Origin of the sequence: Haloarcula rubra (assembly GCF_019599465.1) — an archaeon.
Taxonomy (GTDB): domain Archaea; phylum Halobacteriota; class Halobacteria; order Halobacteriales; family Haloarculaceae; genus Haloarcula; species Haloarcula rubra.
The window spans coordinates 35,657-49,693 of sequence record NZ_RKLR01000014.1 but is presented as its reverse complement, the minus strand read 5'-3'; the positions used below and the strand labels follow the sequence as shown (position 1 = coordinate 49,693).

Sequence of the window (14,037 nt, the reverse complement as noted above, 5' to 3'; positions counted from 1 at the left end):
TTCGCCTACGCGACGTCGACCCACTCGCCGTTGGCATCGCTCCGTTCGACAGCGTCCAGTACCCGCTGGACGGCCAGTCCGTCGGCGAAGCTGGGTTCGTAGGCGGCGTCGTCGGCGACGGCCGAGAGGAACTCGTAGTTCTCGTGGACGAACGTGTGTTCCCACCCGATGACGTGGCCCGGCGGCCACCAGTGCTCGACGTACGGATCCTCGGCCTCTGTCATCAGTATCGTCTCGAAGCCCCGCCCGTCCTCGCGTAGCAGTTCCAGTTCGTTCAGCCGCTCCAGCGAGAACCGCAGGCTTCCCTCCGAGCCTTCTATCTCTACCGTATGGTCGTTCTTGTGGCCGTTGGCGAACCGCGAGGCCTCCAAGGTTCCCATCACGCCGTTCTCGAAGGCGACCTGTGCCGAGTACGCGTCGTCGACCGTGACCGGCCGCGTCTCGCTTCCGTCTTCGATCGGTCGCTCGTCGACGAACGTCCGCAGGTGCCCGCTCAGTTCCGCGATGCCCCCGACGAGGAACCGCGCCAAATCAATCGTGTGCGCGCCCAAGTCCCCGAGCGCGCCGCTGCCGGCCATCTCCGCGTCGTTGCGCCACGACCACGGCGCTTCGGGGTCGGTCAGCCAGTCCTGTAAGTACCGCCCGCGGAAGTGGCGAATCTCTCCCAACTCCCCGGCGTCGATGAGGTTCTTCGCGTACTGGATGGCCGGGATGAACCGGTAGTTGAACGCGATGCCCGCCGGCACTGCCGCGTCGGCGGCGGCTTCGGCCATCTGTTCGGCCGTCTCCAGCGTCGGCGCCAGTGGTTTTTCGCAGAAGACCGGCGTCCCGGCTTCCAGCGCCGCGATGGACGGCTCGGCGTGGACGTGGTTCGGCCCGAGGTTGTAGAACACGTCCACGTCGTCTATCACGTCGCGCCAGTCGGTCGCCGTCCGCGCGAACCCGAGTTGGTCGGCGGCGTCTGCCAGCGCGTCTTCGTCGCGCCCGACCAGTACGTCGCGGTTGAGTTCGGGCGCGTCCTCGAAGAACATGGGCAAGCGCGCGAACGCATTTGCGTGCGCTTTGCCCATGAAGCGGTACCCCAGAACGCCGATGTCGAGTGGTTCTGTGGTCATGCGCTCGTCTCTCCCGTGCCGCGAGCGAACAGCGTGAGCGAGCGGCCTTTTTCGCCCACGTTTTTGCGCCGAGTGGTCGCCGCAGGCGACCCGAGGCGGAAAAAGGTGGCCGTGGAGCGATACCCCAGAACGCCGATATCGAGTGGTTTCGTAGTCATTGTGAGTATCTCGGCAGTTACTCCGCCCAGTAGGCGTCGCCGGGTTGGGTTTCGAAGACGGCGCGGTCGAGGACGTCGACGGCCTTCTCCAGTCCCTCGCGGGCGCTGGTGAGCGAGTCCTCGTGTTCGATAGAGAGGGCGCCGTCGTAGCCGACCATCCGCAGTGTGGAGACGACGTCTTTCCAGTGCTGTTCGCCGTGGCCGTAACCGATGGAGCGGAACAGCCACGAGCGGTCCGCTTCCTCCGTATATCCGGTCGTGTCGAGGACGCCCTTCTCCCGAGCGTTCTCGTCGTAGACTTTGGTGTCTTTGGCGTGGAAGTGGTGGATGGCGTCGTGGTCGCCCAGCAGGCGGATGGCCGCGGTCACGTCGATGCCCTGCCAGTAGAGGTGCGAGGGGTCGAAGTTCGCGCCGACGCGTTCGTTCGTGGCCTCGCGGAGTTTCAACAGCCCGTGTGGCTCGTAGACGAGCATGTTCGGGTGCATCTCGATGGCGACGTCGACGTCGTGGGCGGCGGCGTGGTCGGCGAGGTCGGCCCAGTACTCGACGGCGACGTCCCACTGGTAGTCGTGGGCGTCGGCGTGTTCGCTGGGCCACGGCGCGGTCACCCAGTTGGGCACTTCGTCGTTGGGCCCGCCGGCCGGGAGCCCGGAGAAACAGGTGACCGCGTCGACGCCGAGCTGGTCGGCGAGTTCGATGGCCTCGCGGAGTTCCGTGTCCGCCTCGGCCGCCCGGCCCTCGTCGGGGTGGAGCGGGTTGTTGTGGGTCGCCAGCGCGCTTACCTCCATCTCGTACTCGTCCAGTAGGTCGTGGAGCGCGGTCTGTGCCGCATCGTCGTCCAGATACTCCTCGCGCGGGAGGTGGTCGTCGCCCGGATAGCCGCCACAGCCCAACTCCACGGCGTCAACGCCGATGCCGTCCAGATACGACAGAGAATCTGTAAGTGGTTCACTGGCTAACGGGACGGTTAATACGCCTACTTGCATGACGGATAGAGCTGTGTGTGATGATATATTAAAACCATTGCTGGACAGACCTGCGGCAATGAACTACCGCCCGAAAGCCAGCGATTCTCGGGGATGAGGAACTGAACCGACGCCATAGTAGCGACGCTGCTGTTTGCTTGTGTTGGCCCACCCCAAATACATACAGAATGCGCCCATCCTCACACAAAATTCGTAGTATGACCATATATTTTACGTATATAATTTATTCTGAGAGATACAGATACAGAATATCGAAATTTGTCTTCATATTTAGTAATACGAATGTTCTCGAATGATATTCGAGACTCCGAATCGGATTGTCTCATATCTTTGGTGTCTCGAATACGAGCACGATAACTGGCACTGACGACGAGGCCGCTGACGTGTATTGTCGATATATAGTCGCAGAATGCTTAAATCTCGTCACGAAAATACTCAACAATGACCGATTTCGACCCTGAGAAGTTCGAAGAGAAGTACGTCCACTACTTCGAGGAGTTAGAGACGGCGTACTCGAACGCCTATCAGACGTTGCACGGACAGTATGACTCCGAGGTGCTTCGGGCTATCGACCGGCAGGTTCTCAGCGAGAGCGAACCGGTGTACGAAGGCGACGGCGAGTTCAGTGTCAGACTGCCCGAGGACGTCGACGAGCGTGCGGCGTCACTGCCGGGCGACGAAGCGACGTTCGAAACCGTACTCACCGAATTTACCGATAATATTGAGCGAGAGCTGCGCAGTATCTTCACATTTGAGACGTGATTAACTAAGAGGAGAATAGTTAGCTGGGCTCTAGCGCCGACTAGGCGAAATCTGTTCAGAGATGGTGATATTTCGACATCGAAGGTGATAGAGATAGTTCGTTTGCACATCCGATAATAGTATAGCCAGCTAGCTTAGCTAGTCAGCTATACCAACAGGGCCCCTTCGAAACCTACGCTCGTAGCGCTCGGACAGTATTCGGCAGTTCGGAGCCGATACGTACTCGTTGAATCCGCCGTGGGCTGTACAGGTATCGAGGCGTATTTCACTCCCGGCGCGACCATGAGAGGACGCCTACCACTAGCCCGACGATAGCCCCAGCGAGCCCCATCCCCGGTCCAGACGCACCCGCTGTCGTCTCCGGTGACCCACCGGTCGGGGACGGCGTACCGGTGACCGTCGACTCACTCTCCGTGGCCGACGCAGGCGTCTTTGTTGTCGGTTCGGGCGTTCCAGTCGGCGTCGTCGCGGTCAGTTCGAACGTCGCGACCACGCCAGCGTGGTCCGAGGGCCACACGCTGACGGTCTCACCGTCGTGTTGTACTTCGACGCGCGCGGTCGGTTCGTGGCCGACTCGTCGGACTGCCGTGGGCCGAAGCCCACCTCGGTAGAGAGCGGCATCGATTCGGCGAGTCAACTGTGACTCTTCGTTGCGGAGGTCCGTCGCCTGACAGCAGGTGTTACCGTCCGTATCGGATCGGCGAACGGCGTAGGCGTCGTCGAACGACGCAGTGAGGTGGTCGTAGGTCTGTGTCGGCCCGCCGGGACCGCTATTGAAGTCTCCACAGAGTACGACTGGTCGGTCCGACGGGAGACGGGCGAGTAGCTCTCTGGCCTGTGAGAGGCGGAACAGTTGTGTTACCGACTCAAGGTGGGTCGAGACAGCAGTGAACCGGCCGCCGTCCAGACGCACTGTCGCAGAGCAGAATCCGCGCCGGAGGACGACCTTCTCGTCACTTTCCGGCACTGTGAGTTCGAGCGCAGCGTCGAAGGTGTCGGCCACCGCAGGCTCGACTGCGACGTCGCTACGGACGAGCAACACGTCCCTGTCGGTGATGCGGACGTCGACGGTCCCCCCGTCGGTGGCTGCGGGGACCTCGAAGTCGGTCGTGACCGTCTCAGCGGCGACGCTGTAGTCGAGGCCGCGCGCCGAGAGCGCCGTCGTTATCTCCGACAGGATATCGACGAGAACCGCCTTGGCCGGCGTCTCGCTCTCTGCGCCGTAATCACTCGACTCCTGGGTCCGAAACACCGCTGCCTCCTGCAGAGCGACCACGTCCGCGTCGGTCGCGGCAATCTCTCCTGCGATCGCTTCGGCCCGGGCCTCGTACGCCGGGGGGTCGACATCGGCGAGAAGGCGTCCCGCGATGCGCTCGACGTCGGCGAGCGACTCCGCTCGAAAGAGCCGCGTCAGGTCGACGCCGAGGGAGACGTTCCACGTCAGGACGGTCGGTGAAGCCACGGTCAACGACTGGGCCGAACCGGTCCCTACGGACGCGAGACCGGCCGCGAAACCGGCCGTCGAACGCAGCACGGTCCGCCGTGAGAGACCACGTTGATTAGCTCCGGAGGGCACCATTCGTTACTTCTTGATAGATAGCTGGTAATATAGTATCGTACCACTGCCGGCGGGGGCCCGTCGGACGTCGACACGACCACCAAGTTCCGTCCTGACCGGGCGGAAGCGACGGAAGCGTCCCGACGAGGTCCTCGGCTACGTCCCACTCTTTCAGGTGGGAGCGTCGGGGGAGGCGGGACATCGTCATCAGAGTTCGACTTGCCACGTCGTCGACGACGAGTACCCCCACTTCTCGACAGCGACGTCGTACTCACCCGCTTCGATGACAGCCATGTTCGTTCCGACCTCTTTCGCAGACAACCCGAGTTCTCGGCCGATGAGGCGTGATTTGAAGTACGTCTCCGTCTCGGCGTTCGATTTCAGGTAGTCGAGAATCCGTCGCTGTTTCTCGGTGAGTGGCTCTTCGCCCCTTTCGGCTGTCGTGGTCATTGCTCGGTCGGTACATCGGGAGAGACGCCGTTAGTTAAGCGCCGTATAGGGGGGCAGTAGGCACTTCGGGACGGACCGGATGTGATGATCGCACTGTTCATATCTTGCGCCTATCGGTCGAATCTTCGCTGATTCTACGACATCGCCTCCCGAATCGTGACAGTCTCCGTGGAAATGCTTTTAGGATTAGACAAATAACACGAACCAATGACGTTCGACCGAGAAGGACTCGCACAGTATCTCACTGACGCGACATCGGTACTCCTTCTCGCACCCGCAGACAGTGACCCCGACGACGAAGCGTGTATCGACCTACTGACTGCGACGCCGCCGGCAGAGACGAACGTGCTGAGTGTGACGACCGAAGCGACACCCGAGGAACGCCTGTCTGTCTGGCACCAGCACGCCGACGAAGGCGATCCGAAACGAGCGACCATCGTAGACGCCCGGCCGGGTGTCTCGACAGTACCACAGTCGAGTTCGGTCGCGTCAACGTCGACGGTCGACGTCGAGATGCTGGCCGCCGAAGCTGACATACTGGACGTGGGATTGACCATCGCCAGGTACCTCGGTGCTTGGGAACAGACCGACCAACCGACACAAGTCTGTGTCCACTCGGTGACAGCGTTGCTGGAGCAGTTCGATACGCACGACGTCGTCACGCTCGTCACAGGACTGAACGAACTCGCTGCCGACCTCGACGCCGGCATCCACTACCACCTCGACACGGCAACCTGCGACGAGGCAACGCTGACGACGTTGCGGCCGCTGGTCGACGCGGTAGTGGAGTACGACGGTGAGGGGTGGATAGTCGCGGATGGGACGGACGCCGACGAGCGGCCGACGTTCCGCCAGACGCCGACACCGCCAGCGGAGCGGACGGGCGTGGCGGCCGACCAGTCCGACGCCGTGTCGCTACGGTACTCCTTCGACACGGTGCTAGCGCTCCTGTCGGCACCCGTACGGAGAACGGTACTGTACCACCTCAAAGACCGAGAGGCAGGGACGATTCCACTCGACACGTTGGTCGACGAAGTGCACAGGCGGGCGACGGCAGTCCCGGGCCGAGACGTACCTCCCCGAGACCAACTCAGGAAGACGCTCGTCCACAATCATCTGCCCCGCTTGAGCGATGCCGGCGTCGTAGAGTTCGACCGAACCGACCAGAACGTCTACTACGAACCGAATCCGGCATTGGTGACCTGTCTCGACTACTTCGAGACGCTCGAACTCGGTTGACTGTGGGTGCTCCACTGAGATGAGCGACCGCCTACCGAGATGCGAGAGAGGATTCTGAGGGTTGAGCTAGGGCCCGTTAGACTCACCGTGACCCACTGGCTGTAATGGGAGGCGTTGACACAAAGCAAACGAACGTGTTCGGAACTGGCTTTTTTCCGCTCCTCGCGGAAGTCCTCACCGCGACAATGGATGGAACAATATACGACGAGATAGGCGGCCGCGAAGCGGTCGAAGCGGTCGTTTCGGACTTCTACGACGCAGTACTCGACGACGAACGGCTCGTCGAATACTTCGAGGACCAAGACATGGCGGAGCTACGTGCCCACCAGATCCAGTTCATCAGTTCGGTTACTGGCGGCCCGGTCGAGTACACCGGCGACGATATGCGGGACGCACACGCTCATCTGGACCTCGACGAGCGTGATTTCCGGGCGGTGGCCGAACATCTTGAGTCGGCGTTACGAGCCAACGGCGTCGACGACGCGGCGGTCGAACAGATTCTCTCCGAAGTCGCGGAGCTGAAAGCACCAGTCCTCAACCAATAGGCTGTCTCCGGGTCGGCATCGAATACCACCGACCTCGGTGTGTGGGTCGCGAGCCAGCACGTCTATAAGGGGCTGAGAGTGGCTACAGCGGCCGCCTGAGGCCGTTTCTGGACCGTCTGTCCGTTCGGCAGAGGTAGGCCCACGGCTGTGTGCCCTCGCGTTGGCCGCATTCGGGTTGGAGGACTACGTGAACAGTCGCTTCAGTCGGTTAGCGAGGCTCTTCGAACGGTCGCCACCGCGGCGACGCTGTGACTCGCTGTCATCGGCCGCGGTGGTGTCGTCAGCCTTGCTCGTCTCGGACGTGTCGACCTCGGCGTCACCGCCGGCGGTCTCGACTGCCTCGGCTAGCAGGCCTTCGACGTCGTTGACGGCGTCCTTGACCGTCCCCTTGACGACGGGGACGTCCGCGTCCTCGAACCGGTCACGACTGACGGACGTGTCGGCCGCGATGATTGCGGCGTCGGCCGCCTCGATGTCGGCCGCGGAGAGTTCGTTTTCCGCGCCCATCGCGCCCTGTATCTCGACGTCGATATCGTGGCCCTGCTCGGCAGCGGTCTGTTCTAAGTTCTCTGCGGCCATCTGGCTGTGTGCGATGCCTGTCGGACAAGCGGTTACTGCGACGAATTTCATGTGTCTCGGATAGTTGACTGCGCTGCACTGCGTGTTGCGGCGTGGCGAGCGCGGTCGGCGCGCTCGCTCGCGGTACTGTACTCGGTCTGGCTGACCTCAGTCTTCACTTCCGGGGTAGTGACGGCGCTCATGCTGAGTTCGTCGAGACCGAGGCCGACCAGCAGTTCCGTCAGATCGGGGTCGCCGGCCATCTCACCACACATCCCGACCCACGCGTCCTCGGCGTGTGCCCGTTCGACCGTGTGGCGAATCGCCCGCAGGACGCCCGGGTGGACGGGGTCGTGCAAGTCCCCGACCCGTTCGTTCTCCCGGTCGGCCGCCATCACGTACTGCGTGAGGTCGTTCGTCCCGATAGAGAGGAAGTCGACCCGCGCCGCGAGTTCGTCGGCCACGAACACGGCGCTTGGCGTCTCTATCATCACGCCCAGCGACGGTGTCTCGTAGGCGACGCCTCTGTCGTCGAGATCAGCGGCCGCCGAGTCGACGGCGTCGAGCGCCGCCTCCAACTCCTCGACGGTGGCGACGAGCGGGAACATGACGTTCAGTTCGCCAGCGCCGTCGGCCGCCGCCCGCATGAGCGCCCGGAGTTGGGTCGCAAACAGGTCCGAGTCCGGGTCCAGCGAGCGACGGATGCCCCGTTCGCCGAGGAAGGGGTTCTCCTCCTCCGGGAGGTCGAGGTAGGGGATGCGCTTGTCGCCGCCGATGTCGAGAGTCCGTACGACGACGCGGCCGTCAGAGAACGTGTCCAGCGCCTCGCAGACGGCCTCGTACTGCTCGTCTTCCGATGGGGGCGACTCTCTGTCGAGGAAGAGGAACTCGGTTCGGAACAGGCCGACGCCGTCTGCCCCGCGGTCGGCAGCGGCCGACAACTCCTCGGGTCGACCGACGTTCGCCGCGACTTCCACGTGGTGCCCGTCGGTCGTCTCGACGGCTTCGTCGACGACTGCAACACCGGTATCCGCGGCGGCAGCCTCGCGCTCGTCCTCGTCGGGGCCCACCAGTAACGTGCCGTCGTCACCGTCGACGACGACTTCGGTCCCCTCCGCGACGTCGTCGAGTGCATCACCGACGCCGACGACGGCCGGCAGTGCCAGCGACCCGGCGAAGATGGCCGCGTGGGAGGTCCGGCCACCGGTCACGGTCGCGAATCCGGCGACAGTGTCGGGGTCTAGTTGCGCCGTGTCGCTGGGCGTCAGTCGTTCGGCGAGGACGACACTGCCCTCGGGGACCTGTCCGAGGTTGACCCGCTCGCCGTCGGTCAACACACGGAGCAGTCGGTCACGGACGTCCCGGAGGTCGTCCGCCCGCTCGGCCATCCGGCCGTCCATGCCCTCGAACTGCTCGATGTGTTCGCCGAAGGCGTCGTCGACGGCGTTCGCGGCGGGCAGGCCGTCAGCGATGCCCGTCTCGACGGCGTCCTCTATCGTCGGGTCTTCGAGGAACTGGATGTGCGCGTCGAAGACGGCGGCCTCGTCCTCGCCGACGCGGTCGGCGGTCGCCGCGCGTTCGGCTTCGAGTTCGGCGCGGGCCGTCTCGACGGCGGCCGCGAACTGCTCGCTCTCGGTGTCGCCGTCGACGGTCACGTCCTCGGGGTCGGGAAGCGTGACTTCTGGGTCGTACCAGACGACTGTACCGAGGCCGGAGCGCGGTGTGGCCCCGGTTCCGTGGAAGGTTCGGTCTGCCATCGTCAGGCGCTCAACTCCTCCTCGGGTGTGGTCAGTATGTCTTCGAGTTCGTCGAGCACGGCCTCCGCGTCGGGACCGTCGGCGACGAGGCGGAGTTCGTCACCCTCGCCGACGCCGAGACTGGTGACGGCAATCATACTCCCCGCCTGCACGAGGTCGTCGCCCGGTTGCCCAGCAGTTACCTCCGCCTCGTAGTCGTTGACGGCCTCGACGAACGCCGCCGCCGGACGGGCGTGGAGTCCCGCCTCGGGAACGATGGTGACGGTGCGTTCGACACTCATGCGAGTGCCTCCCGGAGCGTGTCTCGTACTGCGGCCTCGTCGTCGGCCTCGTGGAGTCGCTCGCGCACGTCGTCGTGCATCAGAGAGCGCGAGAGCGAACTGAGGATGCTGAGGTGGTCCTCGCCGCCTTCCTCCGGGACGAGGATGAGGAAGACGAGCGTCGCGGGCTCACCGTCCATCGAGCCGAAGTCTACGCCCTCCTCAGAGCGGGTGAACGCCAGCGAGGGTCGCGAGACGGCGTCTGTCTTCGCGTGCGGGATACCGATACCCATGCCGACGCCGGTGGTCGTCTGTTCCTCGCGGGCCAGCAGGGCATCGAGGGCCGTCTGTCGGTCCTCGACACGGCCGGCGTCAACCAGCAGGTCTAGCAGGTGTTCGATACAGGCTTCCTTCTGCGCAGGTGGTTCGGCCAGCGAGACGTGGCTCGCCGGGAGCAGTTCGTCGATGTCGTCCTGTTGAATTGCGTCTGTCATTGTGTCTCTCGTGGGGGGTCAGCTATCCGCGCGCTACCGTTCGTACGTTCTCAGTCGTCGCTCGGCGTCGCGTTCGCCGCTTCCTGTTCGGCCTCGATTCGGTCCTCGAAGTCGGGTTTGACGAGCGTGGCGATGGTCGCGGTGACCAGCGAGCCAAGCAGGATGCACCCGAGGAACATCAGGGGCTTGTTCGACAGCAACACGACGAAGATGCCGCCGTGCGGGGCGGGCATCGTCACGCCCATCGCCATCGACGCGGCGCCGCCGACCGCACTCCCGGCGACGACCGAGGGGATGACGCGGAGCGGGTCGGCCGCCGCGTAGGGAATCGCGCCCTCGGTGATGAACGACGAACCCAACACGACGCCGCTCTTGGCGTTCTCGTACATCTCGGCCGCGTACTTGTGCGGGGCGATGAAGTTGGAGACGGCCAACCCGATAGGTGGCACCATCCCGCCGATCATCACGGCGGCCATCGGCGCGTAGATACCTTCGGTGATGAGGCCCGTAGAGAAGACGTAGGCCACCTTGTTGACGGGGCCGCCCATGTCGAACGCCATCATCCCACCGAGGATGAGACCGACGACGACGGCCTGCCCGCCCTGCATCGACTCTAAGAACCCGGTGAGGCCCTGATTCGCGAGGGCGACGGGTACGCCCAGCACGAAGAGCATGATGGGTGTGAGGACGGCCATCGTCGCGACCGGAATGACCAACACTGGCATCATCGGCTGAATGAATCCCGGTACGTCGAGCTGTTTGAACCACCGTGCGACGTACCCGGCCAGCAGACCAGCGACGATGGCACCGAGGTAGCCGGCCCCCGCACCGCCGCCCGAGAGGCCGATGACGCCGGCCGCTTGTTCGATGACCGTCCCCTGCTGGAGGATGTACGCCAGCAGGAACCCGGGCGCCAGCCCGGGGCGGTCGGCGATAGCGTACGCGATGTACGCCCCCAGGATGGGCACCATGATGGTCAGGCCTGCGACGCCGATCTGGGCGAGGAACCATCCGGCGGAGCCGGTGTTCTCGAAGACGGCCTGTGTGTCACCGACCGCGTAGGCGACGGCGAGGAAGATGCCTCCGATGGTGACGAAGGGAATCATGAACGACACGCCGGTCATCAAGTCCTCCTTGACGGAGGTCACGTGAGCGCGGAGCGCGCTTTCGATTTGGTTGCTATCGGACATTGCGAACTACATCGCAGGCGTCGTCAATAGTTGTACATAAATATTCGCGTTAGTGATTGTTTGTGAGAGTGTCTGACCGACACAATAGTTCCAGTGACCGATTATGACTGGTTCGGAAGATGTGGGGAGTGCAAAATAACACACATATGGGTGTTAGTCTTTGTCTGAAGCGACGGTCCGTCGGTCGGACCTCGCTCGCCGCGCGCCCCGGGTCTTTAACCGTCTCACTCGCCCACGTACGCGCATGAAATCGACCGAGACCACCGGTGACCCCGCACGGTTCGACGTCGAGCACATCGGTGGTATCGAATCGGCGACAGTCGAGATATCACCGGGGGTGACGATACTGGCGGGCCGGAACGCGACGAACCGAACCTCGTTCCTGCAGGCGATAATGGCTGCCCACGGGAGCGACTGGACGACCGTCAAAGGGAGCGCGGACCGCGGTCGCGTCGAACTGTCGCTGGGCGGCGAGAGGTACGCGCGGACGGTTACCAAAACGGAGAGCGGCGTCGTGGGGTCCGGTTCCGGAGTACTCTCGGACTCGACGCTCGCGAACCTCTTCGCGTTCCTCCTCGAGGACAACGATGCGCGCCAAGCAGTCGTACGTGACGACGACTTACGTGAGATACTCATGCGACCGGTCGACCTCGCGGAACTGCGCCGGGAGATTCGGAATGCCGAACAGCGTAAGGCGGCTATCGACGACGAACTCGACGAGGTGGCGTCGCTGAAGCAAGACCTCCCCGACCTCGAACAGCGGCGGTCGACACTCAGGGCGGAAATCGATGACGTTCGGGACGAACTTCAGTCGGTCGAGGCCGACATCGACGACCGGACGCTGGACCCCGAAATAACTCGTCAAAACAAGAACGAACTGGAGACGGCACTCGACGAACTACAGGCGACACGGTCCGAACTCAGACACGTCCGGGAAGAGATACAGACCGAACAGGAGAGTATCAGCGCCTTACGCGACGAGCGAGGGAGCCTCGCAGCGGAGCGAAGTAGTCTGACGGACGCGCCGGAAGAACGGCTCGAAGAGACGAAAGCCGAACTTACCGCGCTTCGCGAGCGCAAACGCGACCTCTCCGAGTACACGACCAGATTGCAAAACGTCATCAGGTTCAACGAGGAGTTGCTCGCAGGTGAACACACACAGATCACGGAGGCGATAGCCGCGAAACCGGAGACCGTTGGCGACATTACAGACCAACTCTACCGCGGGTCGAAGACGACCTGTTGGACCTGCGGGTCGCGGGTGAAGCGCGAACGAATCGAGTCGACGCTCGAGACGATGCGTAACCACCGCGAGGAGACCCTCTCCGAAATAGACGATATCGAGGCGGACCTCGGTGAACTGAGAGAGGAACGTGACGACATCGAGTCGGCGGTCGAACGACGCGCGAACCTGAACGAGACGATATCGGACATCGACGCCGAAATCGAACGGCGACAGTCGACGGTCACCGACCTTCGGGAGCGTCGTGACAATCTATCCAACCGAGTCGCCGAACTCGAAGACCGCGTGTCATCGTTACGTTCCGAGGAGTTCGACGAAGTACTCGACCTACATACCGAGGCCAACGAACTGGAGTTCGAGCTCGACCGCCTCGAATCGGAACTCGACGAGTTGAACGAGGAAATAGAAGAGATAGAGGCCGAAATCAGGCGTGAGGAATCGTTGGTCTCGCAGCGACAGGATACCGTCGCCGAACTCATCGACTTGCGGACCCGAATCGACCAGATAGAGAGTGAGGCGACTGAGCAGTTCAACGAGCGGATGGACGATCTGCTCGACATCCTCGGGTACGAAAACCTCGAACGGATATGGCTGGAACGGACCGACCAGCCCACCGACGCCGTCGACCAGATAGCGGCGGAAGACGTCATCGAAGGGTCGACGTTCGAACTACACGTCGTCAGGAGTTCCGAAGGCGGGACCGTCTACGAGGACACGATCGCCCACCTCAGCGAGAGCGAGCGTGAGGTCACCGGACTCGTGTTCGCCCTCGCCGGCTACCTCGTTCACGACGTCCATCAGGAAGTCCCGTTCATGTTACTCGACTCGTTGGAGGCAATCGACGCAGAGCGCATCGCGGCGCTCGTAGAGTACTTCGCCTCGTATCCGACGTACCTCGTCGTCGCGTTACTCCCCGAAGATGCAGAGGCGCTCCCGGACGACTACCATCGAGTGACCGACATCGGCTAGTCCTGCTCACAGCGACAGCCGCCGCGACGGAGGAGGTCACCGACGCTGAACTGCCCACCGCAGTCCTGACACAGGATTTCGACGCTGACGAACACGCGATACTCACCGACGGCTAGCCGTTCGTTGTTGCGCAATCGGTCGACGGTGTCTCGGACCACGGTTTCTACCCTGGACTGCAATCGGTCGATACTGTCGCGTTCTCGCTGTACCTGTTCCGTGTTTTCGTTCTGGTAGCTCGCACCGCGAACGTTCGTGAGATAGTGCCGAATCGCCTGATAAGTGACGAAGTCGTCTTCCAGACTGGCGACGTCGACACCGCCGCGTTCGAGGCGGTTGCGTGCTTCCACGCGTTGACCAGCGCTGACGTCGTCGTCGTCGGTCAACAGACGATAAAAATTGGCCGGCTCTCCGTCGACGACGTCCATCCCGGCGTCACGAATCGCGGCGACGAGGAGCGCCCGATTGAACCGGTCGGCGAGCGAGCGAAGACTCTGGCGCTCCTGGCCCTCGCCGAGCCACGCCGCTTCGAGTTCCGCGCCGAGCGGCTCCAAATCGTACTCGTCTAGCAGCCGTTCGACCTTCGATTGCCTGCCGACGTCCGAGTCAGTTCCCATTGTTTGGAAGACGAGGCGTCGTGACAAATCAGTTGATACTGGAAGCTCCTTCAGGCGACGCCGTTGGTTCCTCGTGGGGGCAACCGTTCGCTAGCCGAGCAGATATCAGACCCAGAATGTGGATGGATAGGTGTGTACA

At 63.0% G+C, this 14,037-nt stretch carries 15 protein-coding genes; 4 read left to right on the top strand and 11 right to left on the bottom strand.

The genetic code is table 11. The annotated features are described in order from the left end of the window. Positions 1-5: 5 nt before the first annotated feature. The 3 genes from EGH21_RS20845 to EGH21_RS20835 are packed head-to-tail and all read right to left on the bottom strand — an operon-like array spanning position 6 to position 2,259. The gene (locus tag EGH21_RS20845; protein WP_220620343.1) at positions 6-1,115 is read right to left on the bottom strand and encodes a Gfo/Idh/MocA family protein; all 1,110 of its coding nucleotides are present in this window, start codon (positions 1,113-1,115) and stop codon (positions 6-8) included. Beyond that, positions 1,112-1,273 (bottom strand): hypothetical protein, encoded by a 162-nt coding sequence (locus EGH21_RS20840; protein WP_220620342.1) that lies wholly within the window; start codon positions 1,271-1,273, stop codon positions 1,112-1,114. The genes EGH21_RS20845 and EGH21_RS20840 overlap by 4 nt, the downstream gene beginning before the upstream one ends. Before the next feature lie 17 nt (positions 1,274-1,290). After that, complete coding sequence (locus EGH21_RS20835; protein ID WP_220620341.1) at positions 1,291-2,259, bottom strand: sugar phosphate isomerase/epimerase family protein; 969 nt, start codon at positions 2,257-2,259, stop codon at positions 1,291-1,293. Positions 2,260-2,700: 441 nt separating this feature from the next. On the opposite strand from EGH21_RS20835, the gene EGH21_RS20830 reads away from it, so the two are divergent. After that, a complete protein-coding gene (locus EGH21_RS20830) occupies positions 2,701-3,021 on the top strand; it encodes a DUF5783 family protein (protein WP_220620340.1) in 321 nt (106 codons plus the stop codon). 265 nt (positions 3,022-3,286) lie between these two features. On the opposite strand, the gene EGH21_RS20825 is transcribed toward EGH21_RS20830, so the two are convergent. Then, positions 3,287-4,483, bottom strand: a complete 1,197-nt coding sequence (locus EGH21_RS20825; protein ID WP_220620339.1) for an endonuclease/exonuclease/phosphatase family protein — start codon at positions 4,481-4,483, stop codon at positions 3,287-3,289. A 303-nt stretch (positions 4,484-4,786) separates the two neighbouring features. Beyond that, positions 4,787-5,029 (bottom strand): DUF7123 family protein, encoded by a 243-nt coding sequence (locus tag EGH21_RS20820; protein ID WP_220620338.1) that lies wholly within the window; start codon positions 5,027-5,029, stop codon positions 4,787-4,789. 207 nt (positions 5,030-5,236) lie between these two features. Between EGH21_RS20820 and EGH21_RS20815 the strand changes: the two genes are divergently transcribed. Together EGH21_RS20815 and EGH21_RS20810 are read left to right on the top strand one after the other, a co-directional pair. Next, positions 5,237-6,268, top strand: a complete 1,032-nt coding sequence (locus EGH21_RS20815) for a DUF7504 family protein (RefSeq protein WP_220620337.1) — start codon at positions 5,237-5,239, stop codon at positions 6,266-6,268. Positions 6,269-6,453: 185 nt separating this feature from the next. Continuing rightward, the gene (locus EGH21_RS20810; protein WP_220620336.1) at positions 6,454-6,813 is read left to right on the top strand and encodes a group I truncated hemoglobin; all 360 of its coding nucleotides are present in this window, start codon (positions 6,454-6,456) and stop codon (positions 6,811-6,813) included. 183 nt (positions 6,814-6,996) lie between these two features. Here the strand turns inward: EGH21_RS20810 and EGH21_RS20805 are convergent, their stop codons facing one another. From EGH21_RS20805 to EGH21_RS20785, 5 genes are read right to left on the bottom strand one after another with little or no spacing between them, the layout of a single operon-like run. Continuing rightward, positions 6,997-7,443, bottom strand: a complete 447-nt coding sequence (locus EGH21_RS20805) for a PTS fructose transporter subunit IIB (protein WP_220620335.1) — start codon at positions 7,441-7,443, stop codon at positions 6,997-6,999. Continuing rightward, complete coding sequence (gene ptsP / locus EGH21_RS20800) at positions 7,440-9,128, bottom strand: phosphoenolpyruvate--protein phosphotransferase (protein WP_220620334.1); 1,689 nt, start codon at positions 9,126-9,128, stop codon at positions 7,440-7,442. The genes EGH21_RS20805 and ptsP overlap by 4 nt, the downstream gene beginning before the upstream one ends. Positions 9,129-9,130: 2 nt before the next feature. Then, positions 9,131-9,409 carry an HPr family phosphocarrier protein gene (locus EGH21_RS20795; RefSeq protein ID WP_220620333.1) on the bottom strand — a complete coding sequence of 93 codons (279 nt, stop codon included), beginning with the start codon at positions 9,407-9,409 and terminating at the stop codon, positions 9,131-9,133. Further along, complete coding sequence (locus EGH21_RS20790; RefSeq protein ID WP_220620332.1) at positions 9,406-9,882, bottom strand: PTS sugar transporter subunit IIA; 477 nt, start codon at positions 9,880-9,882, stop codon at positions 9,406-9,408. The genes EGH21_RS20795 and EGH21_RS20790 overlap by 4 nt, the downstream gene beginning before the upstream one ends. A gap of 50 nt (positions 9,883-9,932) precedes the next feature. Next, positions 9,933-11,072 (bottom strand): PTS fructose transporter subunit IIC, encoded by a 1,140-nt coding sequence (locus tag EGH21_RS20785; RefSeq protein ID WP_220620331.1) that lies wholly within the window; start codon positions 11,070-11,072, stop codon positions 9,933-9,935. A gap of 244 nt (positions 11,073-11,316) precedes the next feature. Between EGH21_RS20785 and EGH21_RS20780 the strand changes: the two genes are divergently transcribed. Next, a complete protein-coding gene (locus tag EGH21_RS20780; protein ID WP_220620330.1) occupies positions 11,317-13,284 on the top strand; it encodes an archaea-specific SMC-related protein in 1,968 nt (655 codons plus the stop codon). Here the strand turns inward: EGH21_RS20780 and rdfA are convergent. Beyond that, complete coding sequence (gene rdfA / locus EGH21_RS20775) at positions 13,281-13,898, bottom strand: rod-determining factor RdfA (protein ID WP_220620329.1); 618 nt, start codon at positions 13,896-13,898, stop codon at positions 13,281-13,283. The two genes, EGH21_RS20780 and rdfA, sit on opposite strands and share 4 nt — an antisense overlap. Positions 13,899-14,037 lie beyond the last annotated feature (139 nt).